General features: G+C 54.4%; 18 protein-coding genes. 9 read left to right on the plus strand and 9 right to left on the minus strand.

The window, feature by feature from the left end; genetic code table 11:
• From gatB to B2R48_RS06780, 7 genes are all read right to left on the minus strand, one after another.
• The coding region (gatB, locus tag B2R48_RS06750) for an Asp-tRNA(Asn)/Glu-tRNA(Gln) amidotransferase subunit GatB (protein WP_296998971.1) at positions 1–824 on the minus strand (824 nt) is incomplete at its 3' end.
• Between the two features lie 3 nt (positions 825–827).
• Positions 828–2,306, minus strand: a complete 1,479-nt coding sequence (gene gatA, locus B2R48_RS06755; RefSeq protein ID WP_296998973.1) for an Asp-tRNA(Asn)/Glu-tRNA(Gln) amidotransferase subunit GatA — start codon at positions 2,304–2,306, stop codon at positions 828–830.
• Complete coding sequence (gene gatC, locus B2R48_RS06760; RefSeq protein WP_008890773.1) at positions 2,306–2,596, minus strand: Asp-tRNA(Asn)/Glu-tRNA(Gln) amidotransferase subunit GatC; 291 nt, start codon at positions 2,594–2,596, stop codon at positions 2,306–2,308. Before gatC ends, gatA begins: the two co-directional genes overlap by 1 nt.
• A gap of 290 nt (positions 2,597–2,886) precedes the next feature.
• Complete coding sequence (locus tag B2R48_RS06765) at positions 2,887–4,056, minus strand: ABC transporter permease (RefSeq protein WP_296998975.1); 1,170 nt, start codon at positions 4,054–4,056, stop codon at positions 2,887–2,889.
• Positions 4,057–4,111: 55 nt separating this feature from the next.
• Positions 4,112–5,701, minus strand: a complete 1,590-nt coding sequence (locus B2R48_RS06770; protein ID WP_296998977.1) for an ABC transporter permease — start codon at positions 5,699–5,701, stop codon at positions 4,112–4,114.
• Positions 5,702–5,889: 188 nt separating this feature from the next.
• A complete protein-coding gene (locus B2R48_RS06775; RefSeq protein ID WP_296998979.1) occupies positions 5,890–7,008 on the minus strand; it encodes an extracellular solute-binding protein in 1,119 nt (372 codons plus the stop codon).
• Positions 7,009–7,096: 88 nt separating this feature from the next.
• Complete coding sequence (locus B2R48_RS06780; RefSeq protein ID WP_213472966.1) at positions 7,097–8,200, minus strand: ABC transporter ATP-binding protein; 1,104 nt, start codon at positions 8,198–8,200, stop codon at positions 7,097–7,099.
• 443 nt (positions 8,201–8,643) lie between these two features.
• On the opposite strand from B2R48_RS06780, the gene ruvX reads away from it, so the two are divergent.
• A complete protein-coding gene (gene ruvX, locus B2R48_RS06785; protein WP_062955174.1) occupies positions 8,644–9,168 on the plus strand; it encodes a Holliday junction resolvase RuvX in 525 nt (174 codons plus the stop codon).
• Positions 9,169–9,234: 66 nt separating this feature from the next.
• On the opposite strand, the gene B2R48_RS06790 is transcribed toward ruvX, so the two are convergent.
• Positions 9,235–10,050 (minus strand): VOC family protein, encoded by an 816-nt coding sequence (locus B2R48_RS06790; protein WP_296998983.1) that lies wholly within the window; start codon positions 10,048–10,050, stop codon positions 9,235–9,237.
• A 262-nt stretch (positions 10,051–10,312) separates the two neighbouring features.
• Here B2R48_RS06790 and B2R48_RS06795 point away from each other — a divergent pair, with 262 nt between their 5' ends.
• The 7 genes from B2R48_RS06795 (at position 10,313) to rnr (ending at position 20,922) form a co-directional block, all read left to right on the plus strand.
• Entirely contained in the window at positions 10,313–11,224 is a 912-nt protein-coding gene (locus B2R48_RS06795) for an AEC family transporter (RefSeq protein WP_296998985.1), read from the plus strand.
• Between the two features lie 144 nt (positions 11,225–11,368).
• The gene (locus B2R48_RS06800; protein ID WP_296999020.1) at positions 11,369–12,328 is read left to right on the plus strand and encodes an aspartate carbamoyltransferase catalytic subunit; all 960 of its coding nucleotides are present in this window, start codon (positions 11,369–11,371) and stop codon (positions 12,326–12,328) included.
• Positions 12,325–13,647 (plus strand): dihydroorotase, encoded by a 1,323-nt coding sequence (locus B2R48_RS06805; RefSeq protein WP_062955178.1) that lies wholly within the window; start codon positions 12,325–12,327, stop codon positions 13,645–13,647. Before B2R48_RS06800 ends, B2R48_RS06805 begins: the two co-directional genes overlap by 4 nt.
• Before the next feature lies 1 nt (position 13,648).
• Positions 13,649–14,296 carry a glycerol-3-phosphate 1-O-acyltransferase PlsY gene (gene plsY / locus B2R48_RS06810; protein ID WP_296998988.1) on the plus strand — a complete coding sequence of 216 codons (648 nt, stop codon included), beginning with the start codon at positions 13,649–13,651 and terminating at the stop codon, positions 14,294–14,296.
• A 27-nt stretch (positions 14,297–14,323) separates the two neighbouring features.
• Positions 14,324–15,640 (plus strand): DNA-processing protein DprA, encoded by a 1,317-nt coding sequence (dprA, locus tag B2R48_RS06815; RefSeq protein ID WP_296998991.1) that lies wholly within the window; start codon positions 14,324–14,326, stop codon positions 15,638–15,640.
• Positions 15,641–15,810: 170 nt separating this feature from the next.
• The gene (gene topA / locus B2R48_RS06820) at positions 15,811–18,441 is read left to right on the plus strand and encodes a type I DNA topoisomerase (RefSeq protein ID WP_296998993.1); all 2,631 of its coding nucleotides are present in this window, start codon (positions 15,811–15,813) and stop codon (positions 18,439–18,441) included.
• A gap of 48 nt (positions 18,442–18,489) precedes the next feature.
• The gene (gene rnr, locus B2R48_RS06825; protein WP_296998995.1) at positions 18,490–20,922 is read left to right on the plus strand and encodes a ribonuclease R; all 2,433 of its coding nucleotides are present in this window, start codon (positions 18,490–18,492) and stop codon (positions 20,920–20,922) included.
• 80 nt (positions 20,923–21,002) lie between these two features.
• Here rnr and B2R48_RS06830 read toward each other — a convergent pair whose 3' ends face one another.
• Positions 21,003–21,785, minus strand: coding sequence for an Hpt domain-containing protein (locus B2R48_RS06830; protein ID WP_296998997.1), 783 nt, complete (start codon positions 21,783–21,785; stop codon positions 21,003–21,005).
• A gap of 189 nt (positions 21,786–21,974) precedes the next feature.
• On the opposite strand from B2R48_RS06830, the gene B2R48_RS06835 reads away from it, so the two are divergent.
• On the plus strand, positions 21,975–22,379 hold the full coding sequence (locus B2R48_RS06835) for a DUF983 domain-containing protein (protein WP_213472952.1): 405 nt from the start codon (positions 21,975–21,977) through the stop codon (positions 22,377–22,379).
• Positions 22,380–22,404: the final 25 nt, after the last annotated feature.

Raw genomic sequence — 22,404 nt, forward strand, 5'->3', positions numbered from 1 at the left:
GCCATTTCCTTGGAACGCATCGAACGGGTTTCACCGAGGCGCTGATCATACAGGCGGGTTTCCTGAACGATTTCGCCACCACCTTCGATCACTTCGATCTGGCGTTTTGCTTCGATCTCGATCGCCTGCATCACAAAACGGATGGAGTTGACGTTCTTGATCTCGCAACGCGTGCCGAAACCTTCACCCGGACGGCGCACTGAAACGTTGGCATCACAGCGCATGGAACCTTCGTTCATGTTGCCATCACACGTGCCAAGATAACGAACAATCGCCCGCAGCTTGGTCAGATACGCGCCCGCCTCTTCCGGTGAACGGATGTCTGGCATGGAAACGATTTCCATCAGCGCCACACCCGAACGGTTCAGGTCGATATGCGAATATTTCGGGTCCTGGTCGTGCATCGATTTACCGGCATCCTGTTCAAGATGCAGGCGCTCAATGCCAACCGACTTGGTCGAACCATCGGGCATATCAAGAATGATCGTGCCTTCGCCGACAATCGGTTTGTCGAACTGCGAAATCTGGTAACCCTGCGGCAGATCGGCATAGAAATAGTTTTTGCGGGCAAAAACGCTTTCCTTGTTGATTTTGGCCTTAAGGCCAAGACCGGTTTTAACGGCCTGCCGCACACATTCTGCGTTCACGACCGGCAGCATACCCGGCATGGCCGCATCAACAAGGCTGACGTTGCTGTTGGGCTCGTTACCGAACTTGGTCGATGCACCTGAAAACAGCTTTGATTCGGAAATCACCTGACAGTGGACTTCCAGACCAACCACGATTTCCCACGGGCCGGTTGAACCTTCAAGAATATAGCTCATGGATTAGCCCTCCTGCCCGGCAGGTTTTGCGGTAAAGTTGGCAGCACTTTCCAGTACACCACCAACACGCAGAACAGTCTCTTCATCAAACGGCTTGCCAATCAGTTGCAGCCCAAGCGGCAAACCCTCAGAAGAAAGACCGGTCGGCACTGATAGCCCTGGAAGACCCGCAAGGCTTGCCGGAACGGTAAAGACGTCATTGAGATACATCTTGACCGGATCACCTTCGTTCTCACCAATCGCAAAGGCCGCAGACGGTGCCGTCGGGGTCAGGATCGCATCGACCTGACCAAATGCACCTTCAAAGTCCTGGTAGATACGACGACGGACCTTAAGCGCCTTGTTGTAATAGGCGTCATAGTAACCAGCCGAAAGCACATAGGTACCGATCATGATACGGCGCTGAACTTCCTTGCCGAAACCGGCTGCACGCGACTTCATGTACATGTCATCAAGGCTGTCGCCTTCATCCATGACACGCTGGCCATAACGTAGACCGTCATAACGTGCGAGGTTCGAAGACGCTTCTGCCGGGGCAACGATGTAATAAGTCCCAAGCGCGTATTTGGTATGCGGCAAGGTTACATCGACCACTTCGGCACCAGCATCACGCAGCATGGCAACACCATCGTCCCACAGCTTGCTGATTTCTTCGGGCATGCCATCAACACGATATTCCTTCGGAATACCGATCTTCATGCCACGAATGTCCCCCGTGAGGGCGGCTTCAAAATCAGGCACGCCAATGGGGGCAGATGTGCTGTCTTTGGCATCGTGACCAGCCATTGAACCCAGCATGATTGCTGCGTCGCGAACGGTTTTGGTCATCGGACCTGCCTGATCAAGCGAACTTGCAAAGGCCACAATACCCCAGCGAGAGCAACGACCATAGGTCGGCTTCAGGCCGACGATACCGCAATAGGATGCCGGCTGACGGATTGAACCACCGGTGTCGGTACCGGTCGCGGCCAGCGCCATGTTGGCAGCGACAGCAGCGGCAGAACCACCCGAAGAACCACCCGGAACAAGATCCTTGCCGGACTTGTCTTTCCACGGGTTAACAACGTTGCCGTAATAGGACGAGGTGTTCGACGACCCCATGGCGAACTCATCAAGGTTCGCCTTGCCCAGCATCACGGCACCATTGCCAAACAGGTTGGTGGTGACGGTGGATTCATATTCCGGTTTGAAACCTTCCAGGATGTGCGATGCCGCCGTGGTCTGGACACCTTCGGTGCAGAACAGGTCTTTGACAGCAATCGGCAGGCCTTCCATCTTGCCAGCTTCGCCCTTAGCGCGCTTGGCATCGGATGCCTTGGCCATTTCCATAGCCTTTTCCGGGGTTTCGGTGATGTACGCGTTCAGATTGCGATGCGCGTCCATCGATTTCAGGTGTGCTTCGGTCAGTTCGACCGAGGTATAATCACCCTTCGCAAGCCCGTCGCGGGCGTCTGCAAGTGTCAGCTTTGTCAGATCAGTCATTATTCAACCACCTTGGGCACAACAAAACAGCCAGCATCGGTCATCGGTGCGTTTGACAGCACTTTTTGCTGGATATTGCCATCGGTGACTTCGTCCTTGCGCAGCGGCAGGGTCAGATCGGCAACAGACGTCAACGGCTCGCAGCCTTCGACATCGACTTCTTGCAGTTCCTCGACGAAATCGAGGATACGGGTCAGATCTCCCGCCAGTTCGGAAAGGCCTTCTTCGGACACGTTGATACGCGACAGATAGGCAATACGGCGAACTGTTTCCTTATCCAAAGACGACATGGATGAAAGTCTCTCTTAAGGAATGACAAAAACCCGGCAGACAGAACTCCGCCGGAACGTGAATTACAGCGCGGAAACTAGCACCCTGCCGCCCCTGCCGCAAGGGTTGGAAGTGACGAAGAATGCCCGTTGCCGGGCTGTTTGACCGATCACACTGTTGCGCATGAAAATATCGCCAGACCTGATCGGATGACTACAACCAAAAACAAACAGGCCGACAACGTGAATGTTGCCGGCCTGTTTAGTGTTTTTGTCTGCCCCAAAGTGGCTGGACAGAAAGCCGGATTGGCTTAACCCGGGCTCATACCGCGCAGACGTTCGGAACGACGACGTAGCAGTTCCACGGTCAGCAGCAGCAGGATCGAGACCGATACAAGGATGGTCGCGGCTGCCAGAATGGTCGGTGAAATCTGCTCACGCAGGCCGGTATACATCTGCCATGGCAGGGTCTGCTGACGGGCAGAACCAACGAACAGCACCACAACCACTTCATCAAACGAGGTGATAAAGGCAAACAAGCCACCCGAAATCACACCTGGCAGGATCAAAGGCATCTGAACCTTGAAGAAGGTAGTGACCGGGTTTGCACCCATGTTTGCCGCCGCACGGGTCAGCGACTTGTCAAAGCCGACCAGGGTAGCCGTCACCGTGATAATCACGAACGGAATACCCAGAACAGCGTGGGCCAAAATCACCTTCACATAACCGACAAATGCCTGGTTGAGTCCGAGCTGGAGTTCAAGCCAGTTACCCAGCGGCGCATAGAAGAAGAACATGCCGGTTGCGGAAATGATCAGCGGCACGATCATCGGCGAGATCAGAACCGCCATCATTGCCTGACGCCCCGGAACGTGCGACTGGCTCAGGCCAATCGCCGCAAGGGTGCCAAGGGATACCGAAATCAGCGTCGCAATCGGTGCAATGATCAGCGAGTTCTTGAGCGGCACCATCCATTCGTCAGTACCGAGGAAGTCGCGATAATGCTTCAGGCTATAGCCCTCTGCCTTGAAGCTCAGCATTTCCGGCGTAAAGGTAAAGAAGTTCTCGGCGTTGAAGCTGAGCCACACCACCGGAAGAAGCGGCGCGATCAGGAAGAAGAACACAAATGCACAGATGAACAGGAACGCATTGTGCCAAAGAACCTGACCAGGCGTGTAGTAGATCGGAACGCCGGCACGGTAACGCCCGCTTCCAACCCAATTGGCAAACCAGCCCATCGAAATCCCGACGAGGAAGCCACCAAACAAGCCACCAAGGCCCCCGAAAACAAGACCAACAACACCGAAAACAACACCGGTCGCCAGCGTTTTCTGTTTGCTTTTCATCTTAACGATTTTCGAAAAGACAAAAGCAAGTGCTGCACCGACAGCTGCACCAAGGACAAACCCGATCCACGGGCTGCCAAAGATGTTGCCGGTAATGAAGCCGAACATGGCCCCTAGCAGAGCCACGAGTGGCATCGTGAAGGTCATCAATTCGGGCCGTCTTACGTATGAGATTACTTCATTCATGTTCTTAGCCCCCCAACTTCACGTTATCGATGCCCACAATCTTGTCGTAGCACCAGTACAGGCCAAGAACGACGACGAGAAGGATAGACCCGAGTGCGGCCGCAAGGCCCCAGTTGAGCGAACTTGAAATGTGATAGGCAATTCGGTTGGAGATGAACACGCCATCCGTACCGCCAACGATTTCCGGCGTGATGTAGTAACCGATCGCCAGAATGAACACGAGGATAGAACCCGCACCAATGCCCGGAACCGACTGCGGGAAATAGACACGCCAGAAGGCAGTCCAGTTCGTCGCACCAAGAGATTTGGCCGCGCGTTGATAGCTTGGCGGAATGGTCTTCATCACGGAATAAAGCGGAAGGATCATGAATGGCAGCAAGATGTGTGTCATCGCAATGACGGTACCTGTTGCATTGTTCATGAGAATAAGGCGGTCCGCATCATCGACGAACCCAAGCCAGACAAGGATTTCGTTGATCACCCCTTGCTGCTGTAAAAGCACCTTCCACGCCGACGTACGCACCAGAAGCGAGGTCCAGAACGGCAGCAGCACCAGGATCATTAAGATACTTGCTGTACGCATCGGCAGGTTTGCCAACAGCCACGCGACCGGATAACCCAGAAGAATACAGCTACCGGTAATAATCAGCGCCATCACCAGCGTACGCGTAAACAGCGTGGTGTAAATCTGCTGATTGTCCGGCTTCATCTTAATCCCGTCTGGCGTCAACGACATATCTACGGAATTAAGGAAGTAGCCCGGCGTCATGCTTGGCGAATAGAGTTTGATCGTCGCCCAAACCTCGGCATCGCCCCAGTCTTTATCTTCTTGGGTGAAGGCTTCGCGGAAACCGAAATCAGGAAGTTGATCAATATTTGCTGCAGCTGCCTGAAGAGCACTTGCCCCCGCACCGTTATAGCTGTTGATCGCTGAAACGGTATCAGGGTCGGTCAAATCCATGCCGAGTGCGCCATAGACCGACTCCCATGGATCTTCTTCTGCAACGGTATCACCATCACGAATGGCAGCCCAAAGCGCAAAGTCGGTGTAGGCGCGTGCCGTCCACGGCAACATTTCGATGATTTCTGCCGACGGTACAAAGCCGACATCACCGCTCATGTTTTCGTCAGACATCGCAGCCATCAGACTACGGCGCTGGTTAAGGAAACCTTCGCCGCCAGTTCCCGACATCATTTCGTACCAGAAAGAACCCTCTTCAAAGTTCGGGTCGATGTCTTCGAGCGGGTCCTGCCAAAGTTCACCAATATCATCAAGCGAACGACCGGTGGTACGGAACAACGACGAAACGCCGGTCTGTTCATAGTTCAGGCGGGTACCCAGGCGCGTGTGCTGCTTGGCTTCCTCTGCCTTGAACAAATCAATGTAAAGATTGCGATAGACGTCTTCGTGTGGCGGTTGACCTGTGGAGCCATCCCATTCTGACAGCGCCACGACTGTGCCCGGAATCGTATTGGGCACAATTTCGTTCTCAACCGACCGGAAAAGCATCGAGAGGATCGGTACGATAAATGTCACGACCACAAAAATCAAAAGCGGTGCAACCAGCATAAGTGCGCGCATCTTCTGGCGCATCAATGCCCTTCGTAGACTTTGTTTTAGTGGTCTGCCATCTGCAGCCAACACTACTTCTTGTGATGTATCACCCATTACGCCCCCGTAAGCCTGCCCCGGTGTTTTCGATCTGTTTTATCGATTGGCAATTTGTTTTGTAGCGATTTGGTCGGTAAAGGGGGCCGCAAACGGCCCCCTTCCCTTAGCTCTTATTGAGCGAGCCAAGCCTGGAACTTGGCATCGATGTCGTCACGGTAGTCAGCCCAGAACTCGTAGTTATAGAGGAACGTGTTCTTGGCGTTTTCCGGATCGGTCGGCATGTGCGGAGCCATGTCGATACCGAGCTCTGCGTGCTTACCAACGAGCGGAGCAGAGGAGAAGCGAGCCGGGCCATACGAGATGTATTTAGCCTGGTCTGCAAGACGCTGGGTGTCGGTTGCGAACTTCACGAAGTCCAGAACACGGTTCAGACGCTCTTCCGGAAGACCTGCCGGAATGATCCAGCCGTCAAGGTCGAAGACCTGTGCGTCCCAAAGCATGGCAATCGGCTGATCCTGTTCAACAATAGCGGAGAACAGACGACCGTTGTAGGTCGAGCCCATGAACACTTCACCGTCAGCCAGAAGCTGCGGGGTATCTGCACCAGCACTCCACCAGATCACGCTGTCTTTGATGGTTGCCAGCTTGTCGAGAGCGCGCTGCTGACCTTCTTCGGTCTCAAGAACGCTGTAAACCTCGTCCTTCGCAACACCGTCGCAGAGCAGAGCCCATTCCATGTTGTTGATCGGACGCTTTTCAAGCGAACGCATGCCCGGATAGGTTTCGGTATCGAACAGAGCACAGATGTCGGTCGGTGCCGGGGTTCCAGCCGGAACCATGTCTTCACGGTAACCGAAGGTGGTCGAGTAGACGATCTGCGGAATGAAGCAATCGCTTACAAGGAGATCACCGAAGTCATCTTCTGCCGAGGTGCCGTCCGGCGCGTCAGCAAGAACTTCGTCCGGATCGATTTCCATCGCGAGACCTTCATCGCAAAGGCGCATCGCATCAGCAGCAACAACGTCAACCAGATCCCAGGTCACGTTGTTTGCTTCGTTCATTGCACGCAGCTTTGCTACAGCTTCGTTGGAGCTTTCATCCCAAGTGATCGAAACACCCGGGTTCATTTCCATGTAAGGCTCAGCATAAGCCTTGATCTGGCTGTTCTGATAAGCACCACCCCAGCTGACCAGCGTCATGTCCGACGCCATATGGTCGTCGGCATATGCTGCACCAGTTGCGACAACAAGCATAGCTGTTGATGCTGTAAGGGTTTTAATGAGTTGCATTAATAGACTCCCTGATTGTTTCCCGGACTATTCGTTGAGGACCAGCACCCGGGCGTACCGGTCCTGTATCTGCCTGACTCTGAGATGATTACGACGCGTCAAGCGCGCGGCAATCCTCTGCAAGCCAGCCGATCTCGATTTCCTGGCCAGGTGTCAGACGGACCTGATCCGGTGCGTTCCTGGTCTTGATGATGAACTCATCATTGCCAGCCACGCGCAAGCGTGTACGGAAGATGTCACCCATATAGATGAATTCCAGCACCTCTGCCTTGAGCGTATGAGCATCTTCGTGCAGACGATCACGATTATATTCAACACGTTCAGGACGGATTGAAACGCGGGTACGTTCGCCCACTTCCGTCACATTGACCGGCACAGCATCAATGATCTCGCCGCCATCAAGCTGGACGACACAGGTGTTGCCCTTGATTTCCTTGATGATGCCCTCAAGCGTGTTGTTCTCACCGATAAACTGCGCAACGAAGCTGTTTTCCGGCTCTTCGTAAAGTTTGTCGGGCGGCGCAAGCTGCTGAATACGGCCATCATCGAACACGGCGACACGATCTGACATCGTAAGTGCTTCGGTCTGGTCATGGGTAACGTAAACAGTTGTAATACCCAGCTGATGCGCAAGGTGCGTAATTTCAAACTGCATCTTCTCGCGAAGCTGTTTGTCGAGCGCGCCAAGTGGCTCATCCATCAGAACCAGTTCCGGCTCGAACACCAGTGCACGTGCCAAGGCGACACGCTGCTGCTGACCACCTGAAAGCTGTGCGGGACGACGTCCACCAAAGCTGCCCATTTCGACCATGTCGAGGGCGCGCTTGACCTTTTCTTCCTGCTCTGCCTTTCCCAATTTGCGAACTTCAAGCGGGAAAGCCAGGTTTTCCGCAATCGTCATATGCGGGAAAAGCGCGTAGTTCTGGAAGACCATACCGATACCACGCTTGTGCGGCGGAATATCGTTGATCGAAACACCGCCCAGACGAATATCGCCATGAGTCGCGGTTTCAAAACCTGCGAGCATCATGAGGCAAGTGGTTTTGCCCGAACCTGACGGACCAAGCATCGTCAGGAATTCGCCCTTCGGCATAGTTAGGTTGAGATCTTTAACGACAAGAGATTCGCCGTCATAGCTTTTTTGTACACGTTCAAATTCAACGAACGCTTCGTTCGATGCACCGTCTGCCAAACCCAATACCCCCTGATATGTCTTTGTTTGTTCAGCGTTAACGCTATTGGTGATTTTTGTGTGCGGAAATTCACTGGAACCAATTCAGAATGACGGCTCGTGAACCCCTAGGATAGAAGCATTGCGACACTACCGCGTAATAGGTGCGCTGCATCTACCTGTTTTCTCTCTCAAGATGATGTGCGCATTAAGCCTGCCTGTCTCGCCCTGCATATTTCGATTTCGATTAATTTCTGCAGCGCGACATTAAAACAAACCTGATATAGCACTTCAACCCCTCATAACTCATAAAGATTTTTCCGCTAGGAAATCCGCCATTCTTTAGATTGTTCAGAATAAAATTCGCCAGCAAGGTCAAATCCGCATTTTTTCTTCCATAAATCGGAATACGATACATTTGCTTTGCGCTGGCAATTTCATAAAAACACACCTATAAGGTCGCCATGATTTGCAATGATACTCAGGAATTGCTGCGGTTCTTACCACCGGCAGCACGTGTGTTGGGCCTTGATCTGGGCACCAAGACCATTGGCGTGGCCCTTTCGGATGTCGGGCTTCAGATTGCTTCACCTTATGAGCTGATCTCGCGCAAGAAGTTCTCGCGCGATATGGCGCAGCTATCTTCGATGATTGATAAGCAGAATGTTGGCGGCATCATCATTGGCTTCCCGCGCGAACTTGACGGTTCAATCGGCAAGGCATGCCATCGCGTCTATGCGTTCATCGATGAAATGGAAAAGTATATCGACCTGCCGGTCTTGATGTGGGACGAGCGACTGTCGACCAATGCTGTAGAGCGCGTATTGATTGACGAAGTCGACATGACCCGCAAACGCCGTGCCGAGGTCGTGGACAAAACCGCGGCTGCCTATATTTTGCAAGGCGCACTGGATCACATGAACCGTCATACCGATCCGGGCGAAAATGCCGAGGCAGATGATGACGATATAGAGGGCGAAGAAGACTAAAGCTGTTTGCTCTGTCGCTATCGAACCAATCAATCCAAAGCTGCCTGCATCTTCAGGCAGCTTTTTTTATTGGGCCTTGATCACCATCATGACACCGAAGAACCGGGATGGCGGAAGCACAAGATCGCCGTTGTGTTCAATCGCGCCCATGGTGATGGCCGCCTCAGAAATCTTCGAAATATCATCCACAATCAACTCAAACCCGGCAAACCCATCGGTGGGAAAGGCCGGATCCTCGACCCCATATCGCGAAACCAGCTCGTCGCCATGCAATGCGTCGACAATCCCGTCGATACCGATTTCGCCATAAAATTCCTGCACGACCTCGGCAGCCCAATGATTAAGCAACACTTTGCCAATCGCAACGGCCCCGTTCGTGTGGCTTTGGTAGGCCGGAAAATAGAAATTCTGGACCGGATGACGGTGCTGGCAAACAAAGGTTACCGCATGACGCAATAAGGGATGGTTTGCATAGGCCAGAGAAAACGCAACACCGACAGTATCGCCGTCCGGCGTCTTTGCATCGCGCTCGAAGTGAAAGACCGGCGGAACCGCAGCACCTGCTTCGATGAATTTGTCGCGATCATGTTCGGCATCATCAGATTGTAAGGCCAGCATCGACATGCCTTCGCGATGGCGCAGGTAATCCCGATTGTATATCGGAAACGAAAAAGGCTGCGCCAGATCAGTCTCTGCGACCTTGGCGGGGTCCACAACGGAAAGAAGTTCGATATACATCCCGTCAAGCTGCACAAGTGCGTTGCCTGTGCCAAAAGGATGAACTGCACGCGGAGTCACCGTAAAGCCAAGCTGTGAATATGCAGAGATCGCGGAGTCCAGATCGTTCACACACAAGACAATGTGATCCATCGCGCGTGGCATGGCATCCCTTTCCGTGAAGTTTCAGCGACCTGGACGACTTTCAAGCGCCTGCACTGTATAGGTGCCCAAATCCGTTGGCTGTGCTGACTATCACATCGGAAATCACAGGGCAAAGCGCAACTGGGCCTAAATGAATTTTAGTCACCTGCCCAAACGCATGAAGGGCAGTATATTTCCCCCGGTCCCCATTTAATGATAACAGTAGGCGGAATTCCTAAAGCTCTCCGCACATGGTACCGAAAGCCGCTTTATGATCGCCATCTTGTCAGCTTTGCTGCCTACTTTTGCCCTGATTGTTCTGGGTTATATCCTGCGTGAACGCAAATTCCTGCCTGACAGCTTCTGGCCGGGCGCAGAGAAGCTGACCTATTTCGTCACCTTTCCTGCCCTTTTGTTTTCCAATACAGCCAAGGCCGACCTTGGCAGCCTGCCGCTTTTCGGGATCGCGACCGCTATGCTTGGCACGATCGCCATCTGTACCATCCTGATCCTTGCGGCGCGTCCCGCCCTGAAGGTCTCTGGTCCGACCTTTTCATCGCTGGTACAGGGTGCCATTCGCCCCAACACCTATATCGGGCTTGCCGTTGCAGCCGCCCTGCTTGGTACGCATGGCCTGACGGTTACGGCCCTGTGCGTTGCGCTGGTTGTACCAACGGTAAATGTCATATCGGTTCTGGCTTGTGCACATCTGGGCGACAATGATCGCAATCCGGGCATATTGTCCCTACTCCGTGACGTGGCAAAAAACCCGCTCCTGATGGCGTGCGTTTTGGGCAGTGTGTTTAACGTCCTCGGGATTGGATTGCCGCCAATTGCCGGACCGTTCCTTGAAGTGCTGGGTCGCGCTGCACTTCCCGTGGGCCTGCTTGCCGTCGGAGCGGGTCTTGATCTTGGTGCCGCGAGACGCGCGGGGTTCCCGGTTGGCATTTCAACTGTCGGGAAATTGATGCTTAGCCCGGCAATAGCTGCTGGCCTTTGTCTGGCACTTGGACTGCCGGCTACTGAACTGGCAGCTGTCGTGCTGTATGCAGCCCTGCCCTGTTCCGCCAGTGCATATGTGCTGGCCCGCCTGATGGGCGGTGACGCACAAATGATGGCCAGCATCATCACGGTTCATACCCTTGCCGCAATTGCCACGATGCCGGTGATTGCCATTCTGGTTCAGGTTGTTTGACATGCAGACCGTCTGACCAAACGGTCAGGAAATCACAGTCTATTGGCGGGAATATTTACCTTTTCGTGACTGGGGCAATTCGTTATGCTCCGCGCGAAATTCTTGCAAGACCATCCAAGGGAAATGTGCAACGCCATGAGCGTCATGGGACCAGCGGCGGATCATTATCCGCACCCACACCTCCTCGGCATAGAGGGTCTGACCCCCGGGGAAATCACCCTTATTCTTGATCGCGCACAGCACTATGCGGAAAAAAACCGCTCCGCTGACAAAACCAGCAATATTCTGGCTGGTGCGACGGTTGTTAACCTGTTTTATGAAAACTCTACCCGGACACTGACATCGTTCGAACTTGCGGCCAAACGGCTTGGCGCGGACGTTATCAACATGACGGTCGGCACCAGTTCGGTCAAAAAGGGTGAAACCCTGATCGATACGGCGATGACCCTTAATGCCATGAACCCGGATGCACTGGTTGTTCGCCATGGCGACAGTGGTGCAGTCAAGCTTCTGAGCGAAAAGGTCAATTGTGCGGTTCTGAATGCGGGCGACGGTCGCCACGAACACCCGACACAGGCCCTTCTTGATGCGCTGACCATTCGCCGCCACAAGGGACGCTTGCATCGCCTGAATGTTGCGATTTGCGGCGATATCGCCCATTCCCGGGTTGCGCGTTCCAATATCCTGCTTTTGAACACCATGGGATCACGTGTGCGCCTTGTTGCTCCGCCAACCCTGATCCCGTCCAAAATCGACCGGATGGGTGTGGAAATCTTCCATGATATGGACGAAGGCCTGAAAGACTGCGACATCGTCATGATGCTGCGCCTGCAGCTTGAACGCATGGAAGGAAGCTTTATCCCGTCGGTGCGTGAATACTTCCATTTTCACGGTCTTGATCGCGCCAAGCTTGCCAATGCCAAACCCGACGCCCTGATCATGCATCCCGGCCCAATGAACCGGGGTGTCGAAATCGACAGTGAAGTCGCAGATGACGTTGAACGTTCCGTCATTCGCGAACAGGTCGAAATGGGTGTCGCGGTACGTATGGCAGCGCTTGAATTGCTCGTGCAGAACCACAGAAAAATCGGAGGTCAGGCATGAGCCCCGCAATTCGCGCCAAAGGTGCTGGCAAAAAAGCATTCATCAATGCCCGCCTGCTTGACCCGGTCAAACAAACCGACGAGGTCGGCGGCCTCCTGATCGAAGACGACACGATTGTCAAAAGTGGTTCGGACATCACCGAACGCTCGGTTCCCGATGGCTTCGAGATCATCGACCTTGGTGGTGCCTGCCTGGCCCCCGGTCTGGTCGACATGCGTGCCCAGTTGCGTGAACCGGGCTTCGAGCATCAGGAAACCATCGAAACAGCCGGAAAGTCGGCAGCAATCGGCGGTGTTACCACCATCATTGCCCTGCCCAACACTGATCCGGTTATCGATGATGTGGCGGGCGTCGAATTTATTGCCCGGCGCGCGCGCAAGGTTGGTCTGGCCAAGGTATTTGTCTATGGCGCCGTTTCCAAAGGGATCGCAGGACAGGAAATTACCGAGATGGGCCTGTTGCATCAGGCAGGTGCGGTTGCCTTCTGCGATGGCGTCAAAACAATTGCAAGCGCACGACTATTGCGTCAGGCGCTGTCCTACTCTGCTTTCTTTGACGGCATGATCGTCCAGCACCCCGAAGAGCCGGAGCTTTCAAAGGGTGCTGCCATGAATAGCGGTGAGCTGGCGACCCGCCTTGGCCTTTCCGGGGTGTCACCACTGGCCGAGGTCATCCAGATCGAACGTGACCTGCGCCTTGTCGAAATGACGGGCGGGCGCCTGCATTTCGCGCATATCTCGACCGGGGAGTCGGTCGAGGTCATCCGCAAGGCCAAAAAACGCGGTTTGAAAGTGACCTGCGATACGGCCCCGCCCTATTTTGCGCTAAATGAAAACGCGGTCTCTGATTACCGTACATTTGCCAAGCTTTCACCGCCGCTACGATCCGAAGATGATCGACAGGCGATTGTCGCGGGCCTTGCAGATGGCACAATTGACGCCATCGCATCGGACCACGACCCGCAAGATGCCGATTCAAAACGCCTGCCCTTTGCGCAGGCCGCGGCAGGTGCGGTCGGGTTTGAAACCCTTTTGCCGATGGCGTTGGAGCTTTATCACAACGAGCACATGTCGCTTCTTGAGGTTATCACCAAGCTAACGCGTGTTCCCGCCGAACTGGTTCGCATTAAAGGTGCAGGAACGCTAGATGAAGGAACAGCGGCCGATCTTGTGATATTTGATCCGGATCGCCCATGGAAAATTGATCCCTACCAGTTCCAGTCGAAATCCAAAAACTCCCCATTCGATGGCCGATTGACGCAGGGGCGCGTGCTGCGCACCCTGATTGACGGTCGCGAAGTGTTCTCGGAAGGTGCCTGAAATGGAACTTGATGCCACGTACAAAGCGATGTTGATGTCGCTTCAGGTTGCCACAGTGTGTGGTTATCTGCTGGGCTCAATCCCGTTTGGTCTTGTGCTTACCAGAATGGCGGGCCTTGGCGATATCCGTCAAATCGGTTCTGGCAATATTGGTGCGACCAACGTGCTGCGCACCGGGCGCAAGGGCCTTGCCTTTCTGACCCTGATCGGGGATGCGGGCAAAGGTGCTTTTGCAGCATTGCTGTTCACCCATCTTTATGGTGCTGAACAAGGTATCTTCGCGGGCGGCGCAGCGGTCGTTGGGCACATGTTCCCGATCTGGCTGCGTTTTAAAGGCGGCAAAGGCGTTGCAACCACGCTTGGAACATTGGCAGCCGTAAACTGGATCATGGGCCTGTGCGCCGCGCTGACCTGGCTTGTTATGGCGCTTGTTTTCCGCATATCGTCCCTTTCGGCGCTGATCGCGATGATTGCCGCCCCACTGGCCGCCTTTTTCATTGCCAGCGATCCGGGTGCCGGATGGCTTGGTGTATTTCTTGCCGTGATTGTCTGGCTGGCCCATCACGCGAACATCAGACGCTTGATACGTGGTGAAGAACCAAAGATCGGTCAAAAGAAAAAGCAGGCTGACGAAGATACTTCAGTTTAAGGGACGCAAACCGCCCCTTCGAATAGCTTGACGAAAGAACGCCCGGATGACCACAATCCGGGCGTTATGTATTTTCCAGAGCAACAACCACAGCGATTGCCACAATCTGAACGCCTTGCTCGTATGCGGCTTGCGCGGAGCAGCAATATCGGCCCGGTCAGCTTTCGCAAGATGCTGGATCAGTTTGGCACGGCTAGACTTGCGATAGAGGCGCTTCCAGACATTATCGGCCATGCCAAAGGTTCACGGAAAATCGAACTCGCAGGCCGAGAAGAAACCATTGCGGAAATCGAAGCGGCAAAAGCTTGCAAGGCCAAACCCGTCATATTTGGTGATCCCGAATACCCTGAGCTACTTACCACAATTGAAGATGCGCCGGCGTATTTCTACGCCATCGGCAACCTGGAGCTGCTGGGTAAAACAGCGGTTGGGATTGTCGGTGCCCGGAATGCATCCGCCACCGGATGCGGCTTTGCGCGCAAACTCAGTCATGAACTTGTCAGCGCCGGTTATGTTGTCGTATCCGGCATGGCGCGCGGGATCGACGGGGCTGCGCATGCGGCAGCCATGCAGTGTGTTGGCAAAGACACCGGCGGCACGATTGCGGTGCTCGGTGGTGGCGTTGATGTGGTGTATCCCCGCGAACATCAGGACCTTTATTCGCAGCTCTGCGAACAGGGCTGCGTAATATCGGAAATGCCACCCGGTCTAAAGCCGCAGGCAAGGCATTTCCCCCGCCGCAATCGCATTATATCGGGTCTGTCTTATGGCGTTATTATTGTCGAGGCCGGACGAAATTCGGGGTCCTTGATAACCGCGCGGTTCGCGGGAGAACAAGGTCGCGACGTTTTTGCAGTTCCGGGTTCACCGACGGATCCCCGCGCGAGCGGACCAAACAGCCTGATCCGTGATGGCGCAATATTGTGCGACTCTGCCGACGTCGTTTTGGATACGATACGGCAGGCAGAGCAAAACAACTATCTGTCCGAAGAAATTCATGCTTTCACTCGAGAGCCCTCTGCAAAGCCTAATGGCGCATCCTCACCCCGATACGCAGAGATACTTTCTTCGCTTGAACGCGACGCTATCTCAGCGGACGAGAAAAAAGCAGAACAACCGATTGAAATAAATGAACTTTCATCCTGTGCCGACACTGAAAAACATCCGATAGAATACACTGAAAAACTGTTTGATTTACTTTCCTCCTCCCCCCTTCTTGTCGATGAACTCATCCGTACGTCGGACTTGCCCGCCGAGCAGGTTTCGACAATTTTGATTGAACTAGAACTTGCAGGAAGGGTTGAACGTCACCCCGGAAATAGGGTATCGCGTATCGCCAAATGAGAGTCGCGCCGAATATGGACGTGACAAATATTGTTGTGATTTGCCGCATTTTGCGCAATTTGATCTGAAAAACAGCGACACACTATAATATATGTGTGCAAAACTTCAGATTACTGACCACACAGCATAATGACCGCCTTCGGGCGCAAGAACCGGACACGAAAAACGTAATGAATCTTGTCATCGTCGAATCCCCGGCCAAAGCCAAGACGATCAACAAATATCTCGGTGACGATTTTAAGGTGCTGGCCTCATTTGGTCATATCCGTGACCTGCCCTCCAAGGATGGTTCCGTCGATACCGACAACGACTTTTCGATGGTCTGGGAAACAGACAGCCGGTCGGAAAAACAGATTCGCGAAATTGCATCGGCAGCACGTGACTCTGATACCATCTACCTCGCGACTGACCCGGATCGCGAGGGGGAAGCTATTTCGTGGCATATTCTTGAAGTTCTCGAGCAGAAAAAGCTGCTCCGCGGTCGTGATGTTCATCGCGTCGTGTTCCACGAGATCACCAAGAAAGCTGTCACCGAAGCCATCGCCAATCCGCGCGAACTCAATCAGGAGCTGGTTGATGCCTATCTGGCGCGCCGCGCGCTGGATTATCTTGTTGGCTTCAACCTTTCTCCGGTTCTGTGGCGCAAACTGCCCGGGTCGCGTTCAGCAGGGCGTGTCCAGTCCGTTGCGTTGCGGCTAATCTGCGAACGCGAAATCGAGATCGAAGCCTTCAAGCCTGATGAATACTGGTCGCTTGAGGCAGGATTTGCTGTGCCAGAAGGCAAGTTTTCAGCCCGCCTCACCCATTTGAATGGCGAGAAACTCGATAAACTTGCACTTGGCGATGAAAACGCTGCCAAGGTCGCCAAGGAAAAGGTTGAAAGCCGCAGTTACAAGGTATCGAAGGTCGAGCGCAAGGACGTAAAACGCCGTCCGCAGCCACCTTTCACGACTTCAACCCTGCAGCAGGAAGCTTCACGTAAGCTTGGCTTTGGTGCGAAGCGCACAATGCAGTTGGCCCAGCGCTTGTATGAAGGTGTCGATATCGGTGGCGAGACGGTTGGTTTGATCACCTATATGCGTACGGATGCCGTGGTGCTTTCACAGGAAGCACTCGCCGCCGCACGCCGCCTGATCGGCAAGGATTATGGCGATCAATACCTTCCGGCCAATGCGCGCAGCTTTGCCAACAAGGCCAAGAACGCTCAGGAAGCCCACGAAGCCGTCCGTCCGACCGATCTTTTCCGCCGCCCGGAACAGGTGTCGCGTCATCTTGATAAGGACCAGTTGGCCCTTTACACGCTGATCTGGAAGCGGACCGTGGCGTGTCAGATGGAAGATGCACGCTTTGATCAGGTCGCTGTGGATCTGTCATCGAATGACAATCACGTGGTCCTGCGCGCCAACGGCTCTGTCGTTAAGTTTGACGGTTTCCTGAAGCTTTATCAGGAAGGCAAGGATGACGATTCTGATGACGAAAAAGATCGTCGTCTGCCGCCGCTCGCAGAAGGCCAGAATCCTGATTTGGGCAAAGTCAGCATAGATCAGCACTTCACCCAGCCTCCGCCCCGCTATACCGAGGCGAGCCTGGTCAAGAAGATGGAAGAGCTTGGGATTGGCCGGCCATCGACCTATGCATCGATCATCTCGGTCCTTCAGGATCGAAACTATGTCTTGCTCGATCGTCGCCGTTTCGTCGCACAGGACCGTGGTCGCCTCGTGACCGCCTTCCTGTCGAAGTTCTTTGAACGGTATGTGCAGTACAACTTCACCGCAGACCTTGAAAACCAGCTTGATGAAATCTCGATGGGCAAGCTCGCCTGGAAAGATGTTCTCAAGGATTTCTGGAAATCGTTCAAAGGCAATGTTGACGAGGCCAAGGAACTAAAGATCACCGACGTTCTTGATGCGCTTCAGGTAATGCTGGAAAACTATTTGTTCCCGCCGCGTGAAGACGGAACCGATCCGCATAAATGCCCGAAATGCGAAGACGGCAAACTCAGCCTGAAACTTGGCAAGTTTGGCGCATTCCTTGGCTGTTCGAACTATCCGGAATGCAACTATACGCGGCCGCTTGTTGCCAATGAAAACGGTGCGGATTCCGAACTGGATGCCGGCCCCAAAGTCCTGGGCATCGACAAGGAAACCGGCAAGGAAATTACCCTTCGCAAGGGCCCGTATGGTGTTTACGTCCAGCTTGGCGAGGAAGAAGAAGTCGAAGGCAAGAACGGCAAGCCGAAAAAGGTCAAGCCAAAGCGGACCTCCCTGCCCAAGGGACTGGAACCATCCGTCGTTGACCTGACCAAGGCCGAAGAACTTCTGACCTTGCCGCGCGTTGTCGGGATCTATCCCGAAACCGGCGAGGAAATGAAAGCCAACATTGGCCGCTTTGGCCCCTATGTTCAGGCGGGCAGCATCTTTGCCTCGCTCAAAGCCGACGATGATGTTCTGACCATTGGTGAAAACCGTGCCATTACCCTGATCGCCGACAAGCGCGAGAAGGCTGGCAAGGAAATCGGCAAACACCCGGATGATGGTGAACCGATCTTTGTTGCCGTCGGGCGCTGGGGACCTTTCGTTAAACACAAAAAAACCATCGCCAATATCCGCGATGTAGAGCGTGACGACATCACCCTTGAGATGGCAATAAAGGCCATCAAGGAAAAAGAAGCCAAATCGGGTAAGACCACCAAGGCTTCTGCGAAAAAGGCGGCGACGAAAAAAGCGCCAGCAAAAAAGAAAACCGCTGCCAAGAAACCGGCAGCGAAAAAGACCACCAAGAAAAAGGCGGCGGCAGATTAACTGCCGCCTTCCTTTTCTCTGGAATACCTATGAAAGGACGCCGCAACGTTGGCGAACGATACAGAAGACAAAAAGCACTTCCCGACCAAGGAAGAGATTATCGAATTCATCGATATGAGCCCGACACCCGTTGGGAAGCGAGAGATCGCGCGCGCCTTTAACATCAAGGGCGCAGCCAAGATCGAACTCAAGAAGATCCTGAAAGAACTGAAAATCGGCGGCGATGTCGTCAAGGGACGGCGGCGCTTTGACAAGCCTGACCGCTTGCCCCCGGTTGAGGTGCTTGAAATCACCGGGATTGATGATGATGGCGAAGTCCTGGCCAAACCGAATGTCTGGAAGCATGACTATGACCCGCCGCTGATCGTGGTGAAGTCGATCCGCCGTGGCGGCCCAAGTGCACCGGGCATCGGTGACAAGATTTTGGCCAAGCTGCGCTATACCGGCAAGCATACCTATGAAGCCAGCATCATGCGGGTCCTTGGAAGCGGGCCACAGCGCGTCTTGGGACTTTATCGCCCCAACGAACGCGAAGGCCGCGTTGTGCCCACAGATCGCAAGGATAGTGGCGAGATCGCGGTTCCGCTTGACGACCATCCCGATCTTGAAAGTGGCGCACTGGTTCTGACCGAAATTCTGCCGGGCAAGCATTTCGGATTGCGCAAAGGCAGGATTACCGAGGTTCTTGGCAATATCAACGAGCCGAAATCCATTAGCCTGGTGTCGATCCATGCGCGCGGCATTCCGTTTGAATTCCCGCCTGAAGTCGAGCTTCAGGCGCGTGAGTCCAAGGCCACACCACTGGGCAAACGCACAGACCTGCGCGATATTCCGCTGGTCACCATTGATGGTGCCGATGCCCGGGACTTTGACGACGCTGTCTGGGCCGAAGCCGACCCGGATCCCGCTAATGAAGGTGGCTGGCACATCATGGTCGCGATTGCCGACGTGTCCTGGTACGTACGTCCGGGCGATGCACTTGATCGTGAGGCGGTCAAACGCGGCAATAGTTGCTATTTCCCGGATCGCGTGGTGCCGATGCTGCCGTTTGAGCTTTCGAACGGCTGGTGTTCGCTTGTCCCGCATGAAGACCGTGGCTGCATGGCGGTTGAGATGTGGCTTGATAAGCATGGCCACAAACTGCGTCATAAATTCTGCCGTGGCATGATGCGCTCGGCAGCGCGTCTGACCTATGATCAGGTTCAGCGCGCTATGGACGGCCAGCCGGACGAAACCACCGGTCCGCTGGTTGATACCATCATCAAACCCCTTTACGGCGCGTTCAATGCGTTTTTGGAGGCTCGCAAGAAGCGTGGCGTGCTTGAGCTTGATGTTCCCGAACGCAAGATCGAGCTGAATGATCAGGGCCAGATCATTGCCATCGCACCGCGCGCACGATTTGACAGTCACAAGCTGATCGAAGAGTTCATGATCGCTGCCAACGTGTGTGCGGCAGAAGAGCTCGAACGCATCAAACAGCCCTGCATGTACCGTATTCACGATGCCCCAAGCGAAGAGAAGCTTGAAGCCCTGCACGAATTCCTTGAGGGTGCCGGATACAAGCTAAACAAGGCATCGGTCCTCAAACCGCGTGATTTCAACCGCATCCTTGAGCTCGCCAAGGACACGCCTGAGGCTGAACTGATTAACACAGTCGTGCTCCGCAGCCAGTCACAGGCAATGTATAGCCCCGACAATATCGGGCACTTCGGGCTTGCGCTTAAAAAATACGCGCACTTCACCTCCCCGATCCGTCGTTATGCCGACCTTCTGGTCCATCGCGCCCTGATCGCAGGCCTCAAGCTTGGTGAAGGCGGACTAACGCCTGAAGAAGGCGAACGGTTCGAGCAGATCGGTGAAGATATATCGGGCACCGAACGGCGTGCCGCCATGGCCGAGCGCGATGCGGTTGACCGTTATGTTGCGGCCTATATGTCGGATAAGGTCGGCGCAGAGTTCCCCGGCAAGATTTCCGGGGTGACGCATTTCGGACTTTTCATATCGCTGAACGAAACCGGTGCCGACGGCCTGGTTCCGATATCCACCCTGCCCGATGACTATTACATCCATGATGCGGCAAGCCACGCGCTGGTCGGGCAGAACCGGGGAAAGAAATTCCAGTTGGGCGATACGGTTGTCGTTCGGATTGCCGATGCTGATGCCGCCACGGGTTCTTTGGCCCTGCGCCTTGCAGAGCATGCCGACATCACCGAACGTGACCTGATTGAGCGCCCGCGTGGACGTCGCGGGTCTGCCAAACGGCGCGGCAGCCCGGGTGATCGCAGCCACCGGCATGGCAGCAAGCCAGGATTCCGGTCTGGTCCGCGCGACGCACACGGTGCCGGCGGGGCCTCCGCGACCAAGTCGAAGGGCAAGAAAGCCGGAGCCAAGAAAAAGACCACGCCGAAGAAGCAACGCAAACTGGTGGCATCCAACCGTGCGGCGCGCAACTCGGCAAAACAGGGGCCGAAGTCGGATTAAACCGATTTATCCCGCGAAACGACAAAAGGCGGCCGATATGGCCGCCTTTTTCTGTTTGACACGAACTTTCCGGCCAATGCTCAGAGCATGGTTTCGATGAACTTCGCGAGATGTTCGGCAGTCTGCTTGCCCCGGTTGCTAATGATCGCGACGTTCTGCGGCAAACCTTCCAGATCCGGATGAGACGCATCGAAACTTGTCAAAAGGCCCAGTTTTTTGTCCGCCAGCGTTTTCATCGCCGCCAGAGCGCGGATCAGTTCAATCCCGCTCAGCCCATCCAGCACGGCTGCGGTAATCACGGCATCCGGGCGGGATTGCACGACGGTCTCGAACGCCTCGACCGCTGAGCGGGCCGTAATGGTCCGGAATCCCTTTTCACGCAGCTCACGCTGCAGAAAATGGCCCTGCACGGCTGTAGCTGTGACCAAAAGGACTTCCTTGTTCTGTGCGACCGCCACGTCCGAGGTCTTGTTCTTTTCATCGGCTTTGACGCTTCGGGTCGGCAAGGAGCGAAGGATACGGGTTTCTTCTTCTGCCTGCGGGTTCGTACCGCTTTCGATGATTTCTCGAATCCAGCTGGTGAAATCGACCAACGATGCCGCTTCCAGGTCATCAATTTCGCTCAGATCCGCGATATAGTCCTCAAGTCGATGGGCAATCGCTCCGACCAAAGGAAACCCGAACGATCCGGCCAGACCTTTGACGGTGTGGGCTTCGCGCCGAAGTTCAGCAATACCCGGCTCTGCTTCATCCATGCCGCCTGCAACACGGTCGATCGTTGTTTCAATGCGATCAATGCGTTCCAGCGTGTCCTCAATGAAGTCCTGTTTCAGACCGGCAACGACGGCATCTGCATTTCCCATTGGGCACTCCTTTGGCAACTGTTCGATCAAGCAAACGTTACCATAAATGCGCCCGCAAGGTGAAAATGGCGGGTCGATTTTACTTGCCTGCGCGATCGAACATCATGATGATGGCTTACCGTTTCAATGCCCGTTTTCGTCACCCGGATCAAGTGCGCGTTGAGAGGCGACAGGAGTAAATCTTTGACTATGAATGCCCCACACGATATTTCCCCGCAAACAAATGACGCCGCCCCCGACCAGAATGGCAGTCGTATCATGACTGGCCTGCGGCGTGGTTTTCGGCGAAAATGTCCGAACTGTGGCCATGGCTTTGCCTTTGGCGGGTATCTGAAGTTACGCCCGGAATGTGATGTGTGCAGCCATCCAATTGGTGAGTACCGCTGCGACGATGCCCCACCCTATTTCACAATCTTTTTGGTCGGGCATATTGTCGTGCCGGGTGCATTGGCGATGGAACAAAATTTCAGCCCGTCCATGGCATTGCAGCTTTCGATTTGGCTTCCGGCCACAGTCGCGCTGTGTCTTGCAATATTGCCCTTTATCAAGGGGGCTGTCCTTGGCACTCAGTGGGCTATGCGCATCAAGGGATAGTCGTTAGGCAACCAGCATTTTTTGA

It is taken from the genome of Thalassospira sp. UBA848 (assembly GCF_002295455.1).
GTDB lineage: Bacteria > Pseudomonadota > Alphaproteobacteria > Rhodospirillales > Thalassospiraceae > Thalassospira.

What these genes read in the sequence shown, in the direction of transcription:
- topA (WP_296998993.1), top strand. Translation starts at nt 15,811, where the DNA reads ATGAATCTTGTCATCGTCGAATCCCCGGCCAAAGCCAAGACGATCAAC.
- plsY (WP_296998988.1), top strand. Translation starts at nt 13,649, where the DNA reads ATGGAACTTGATGCCACGTACAAAGCGATGTTGATGTCGCTTCAGGTT.
- ruvX (WP_062955174.1), top strand. Translation starts at nt 8,644, where the DNA reads ATGATTTGCAATGATACTCAGGAATTGCTGCGGTTCTTACCACCGGCA.
- B2R48_RS06830 (WP_296998997.1), bottom strand. Translation starts at nt 21,785, where the DNA reads ATGGGAAATGCAGATGCCGTCGTTGCCGGTCTGAAACAGGACTTCATT.
- B2R48_RS06805 (WP_062955178.1), top strand. Translation starts at nt 12,325, where the DNA reads ATGAGCCCCGCAATTCGCGCCAAAGGTGCTGGCAAAAAAGCATTCATC.
- B2R48_RS06770 (WP_296998977.1), bottom strand. Translation starts at nt 5,701, where the DNA reads ATGCGCCAGAAGATGCGCGCACTTATGCTGGTTGCACCGCTTTTGATT.
- gatC (WP_008890773.1), bottom strand. Translation starts at nt 2,596, where the DNA reads ATGTCGTCTTTGGATAAGGAAACAGTTCGCCGTATTGCCTATCTGTCG.
- B2R48_RS06775 (WP_296998979.1), bottom strand. Translation starts at nt 7,008, where the DNA reads ATGCAACTCATTAAAACCCTTACAGCATCAACAGCTATGCTTGTTGTC.
- B2R48_RS06800 (WP_296999020.1), top strand. Translation starts at nt 11,369, where the DNA reads ATGGGACCAGCGGCGGATCATTATCCGCACCCACACCTCCTCGGCATA.
- B2R48_RS06765 (WP_296998975.1), bottom strand. Translation starts at nt 4,056, where the DNA reads ATGCCACTCGTGGCTCTGCTAGGGGCCATGTTCGGCTTCATTACCGGC.
- B2R48_RS06790 (WP_296998983.1), bottom strand. Translation starts at nt 10,050, where the DNA reads ATGCCACGCGCGATGGATCACATTGTCTTGTGTGTGAACGATCTGGAC.
- gatA (WP_296998973.1), bottom strand. Translation starts at nt 2,306, where the DNA reads ATGACTGATCTGACAAAGCTGACACTTGCAGACGCCCGCGACGGGCTT.
- B2R48_RS06835 (WP_213472952.1), top strand. Translation starts at nt 21,975, where the DNA reads ATGAATGCCCCACACGATATTTCCCCGCAAACAAATGACGCCGCCCCC.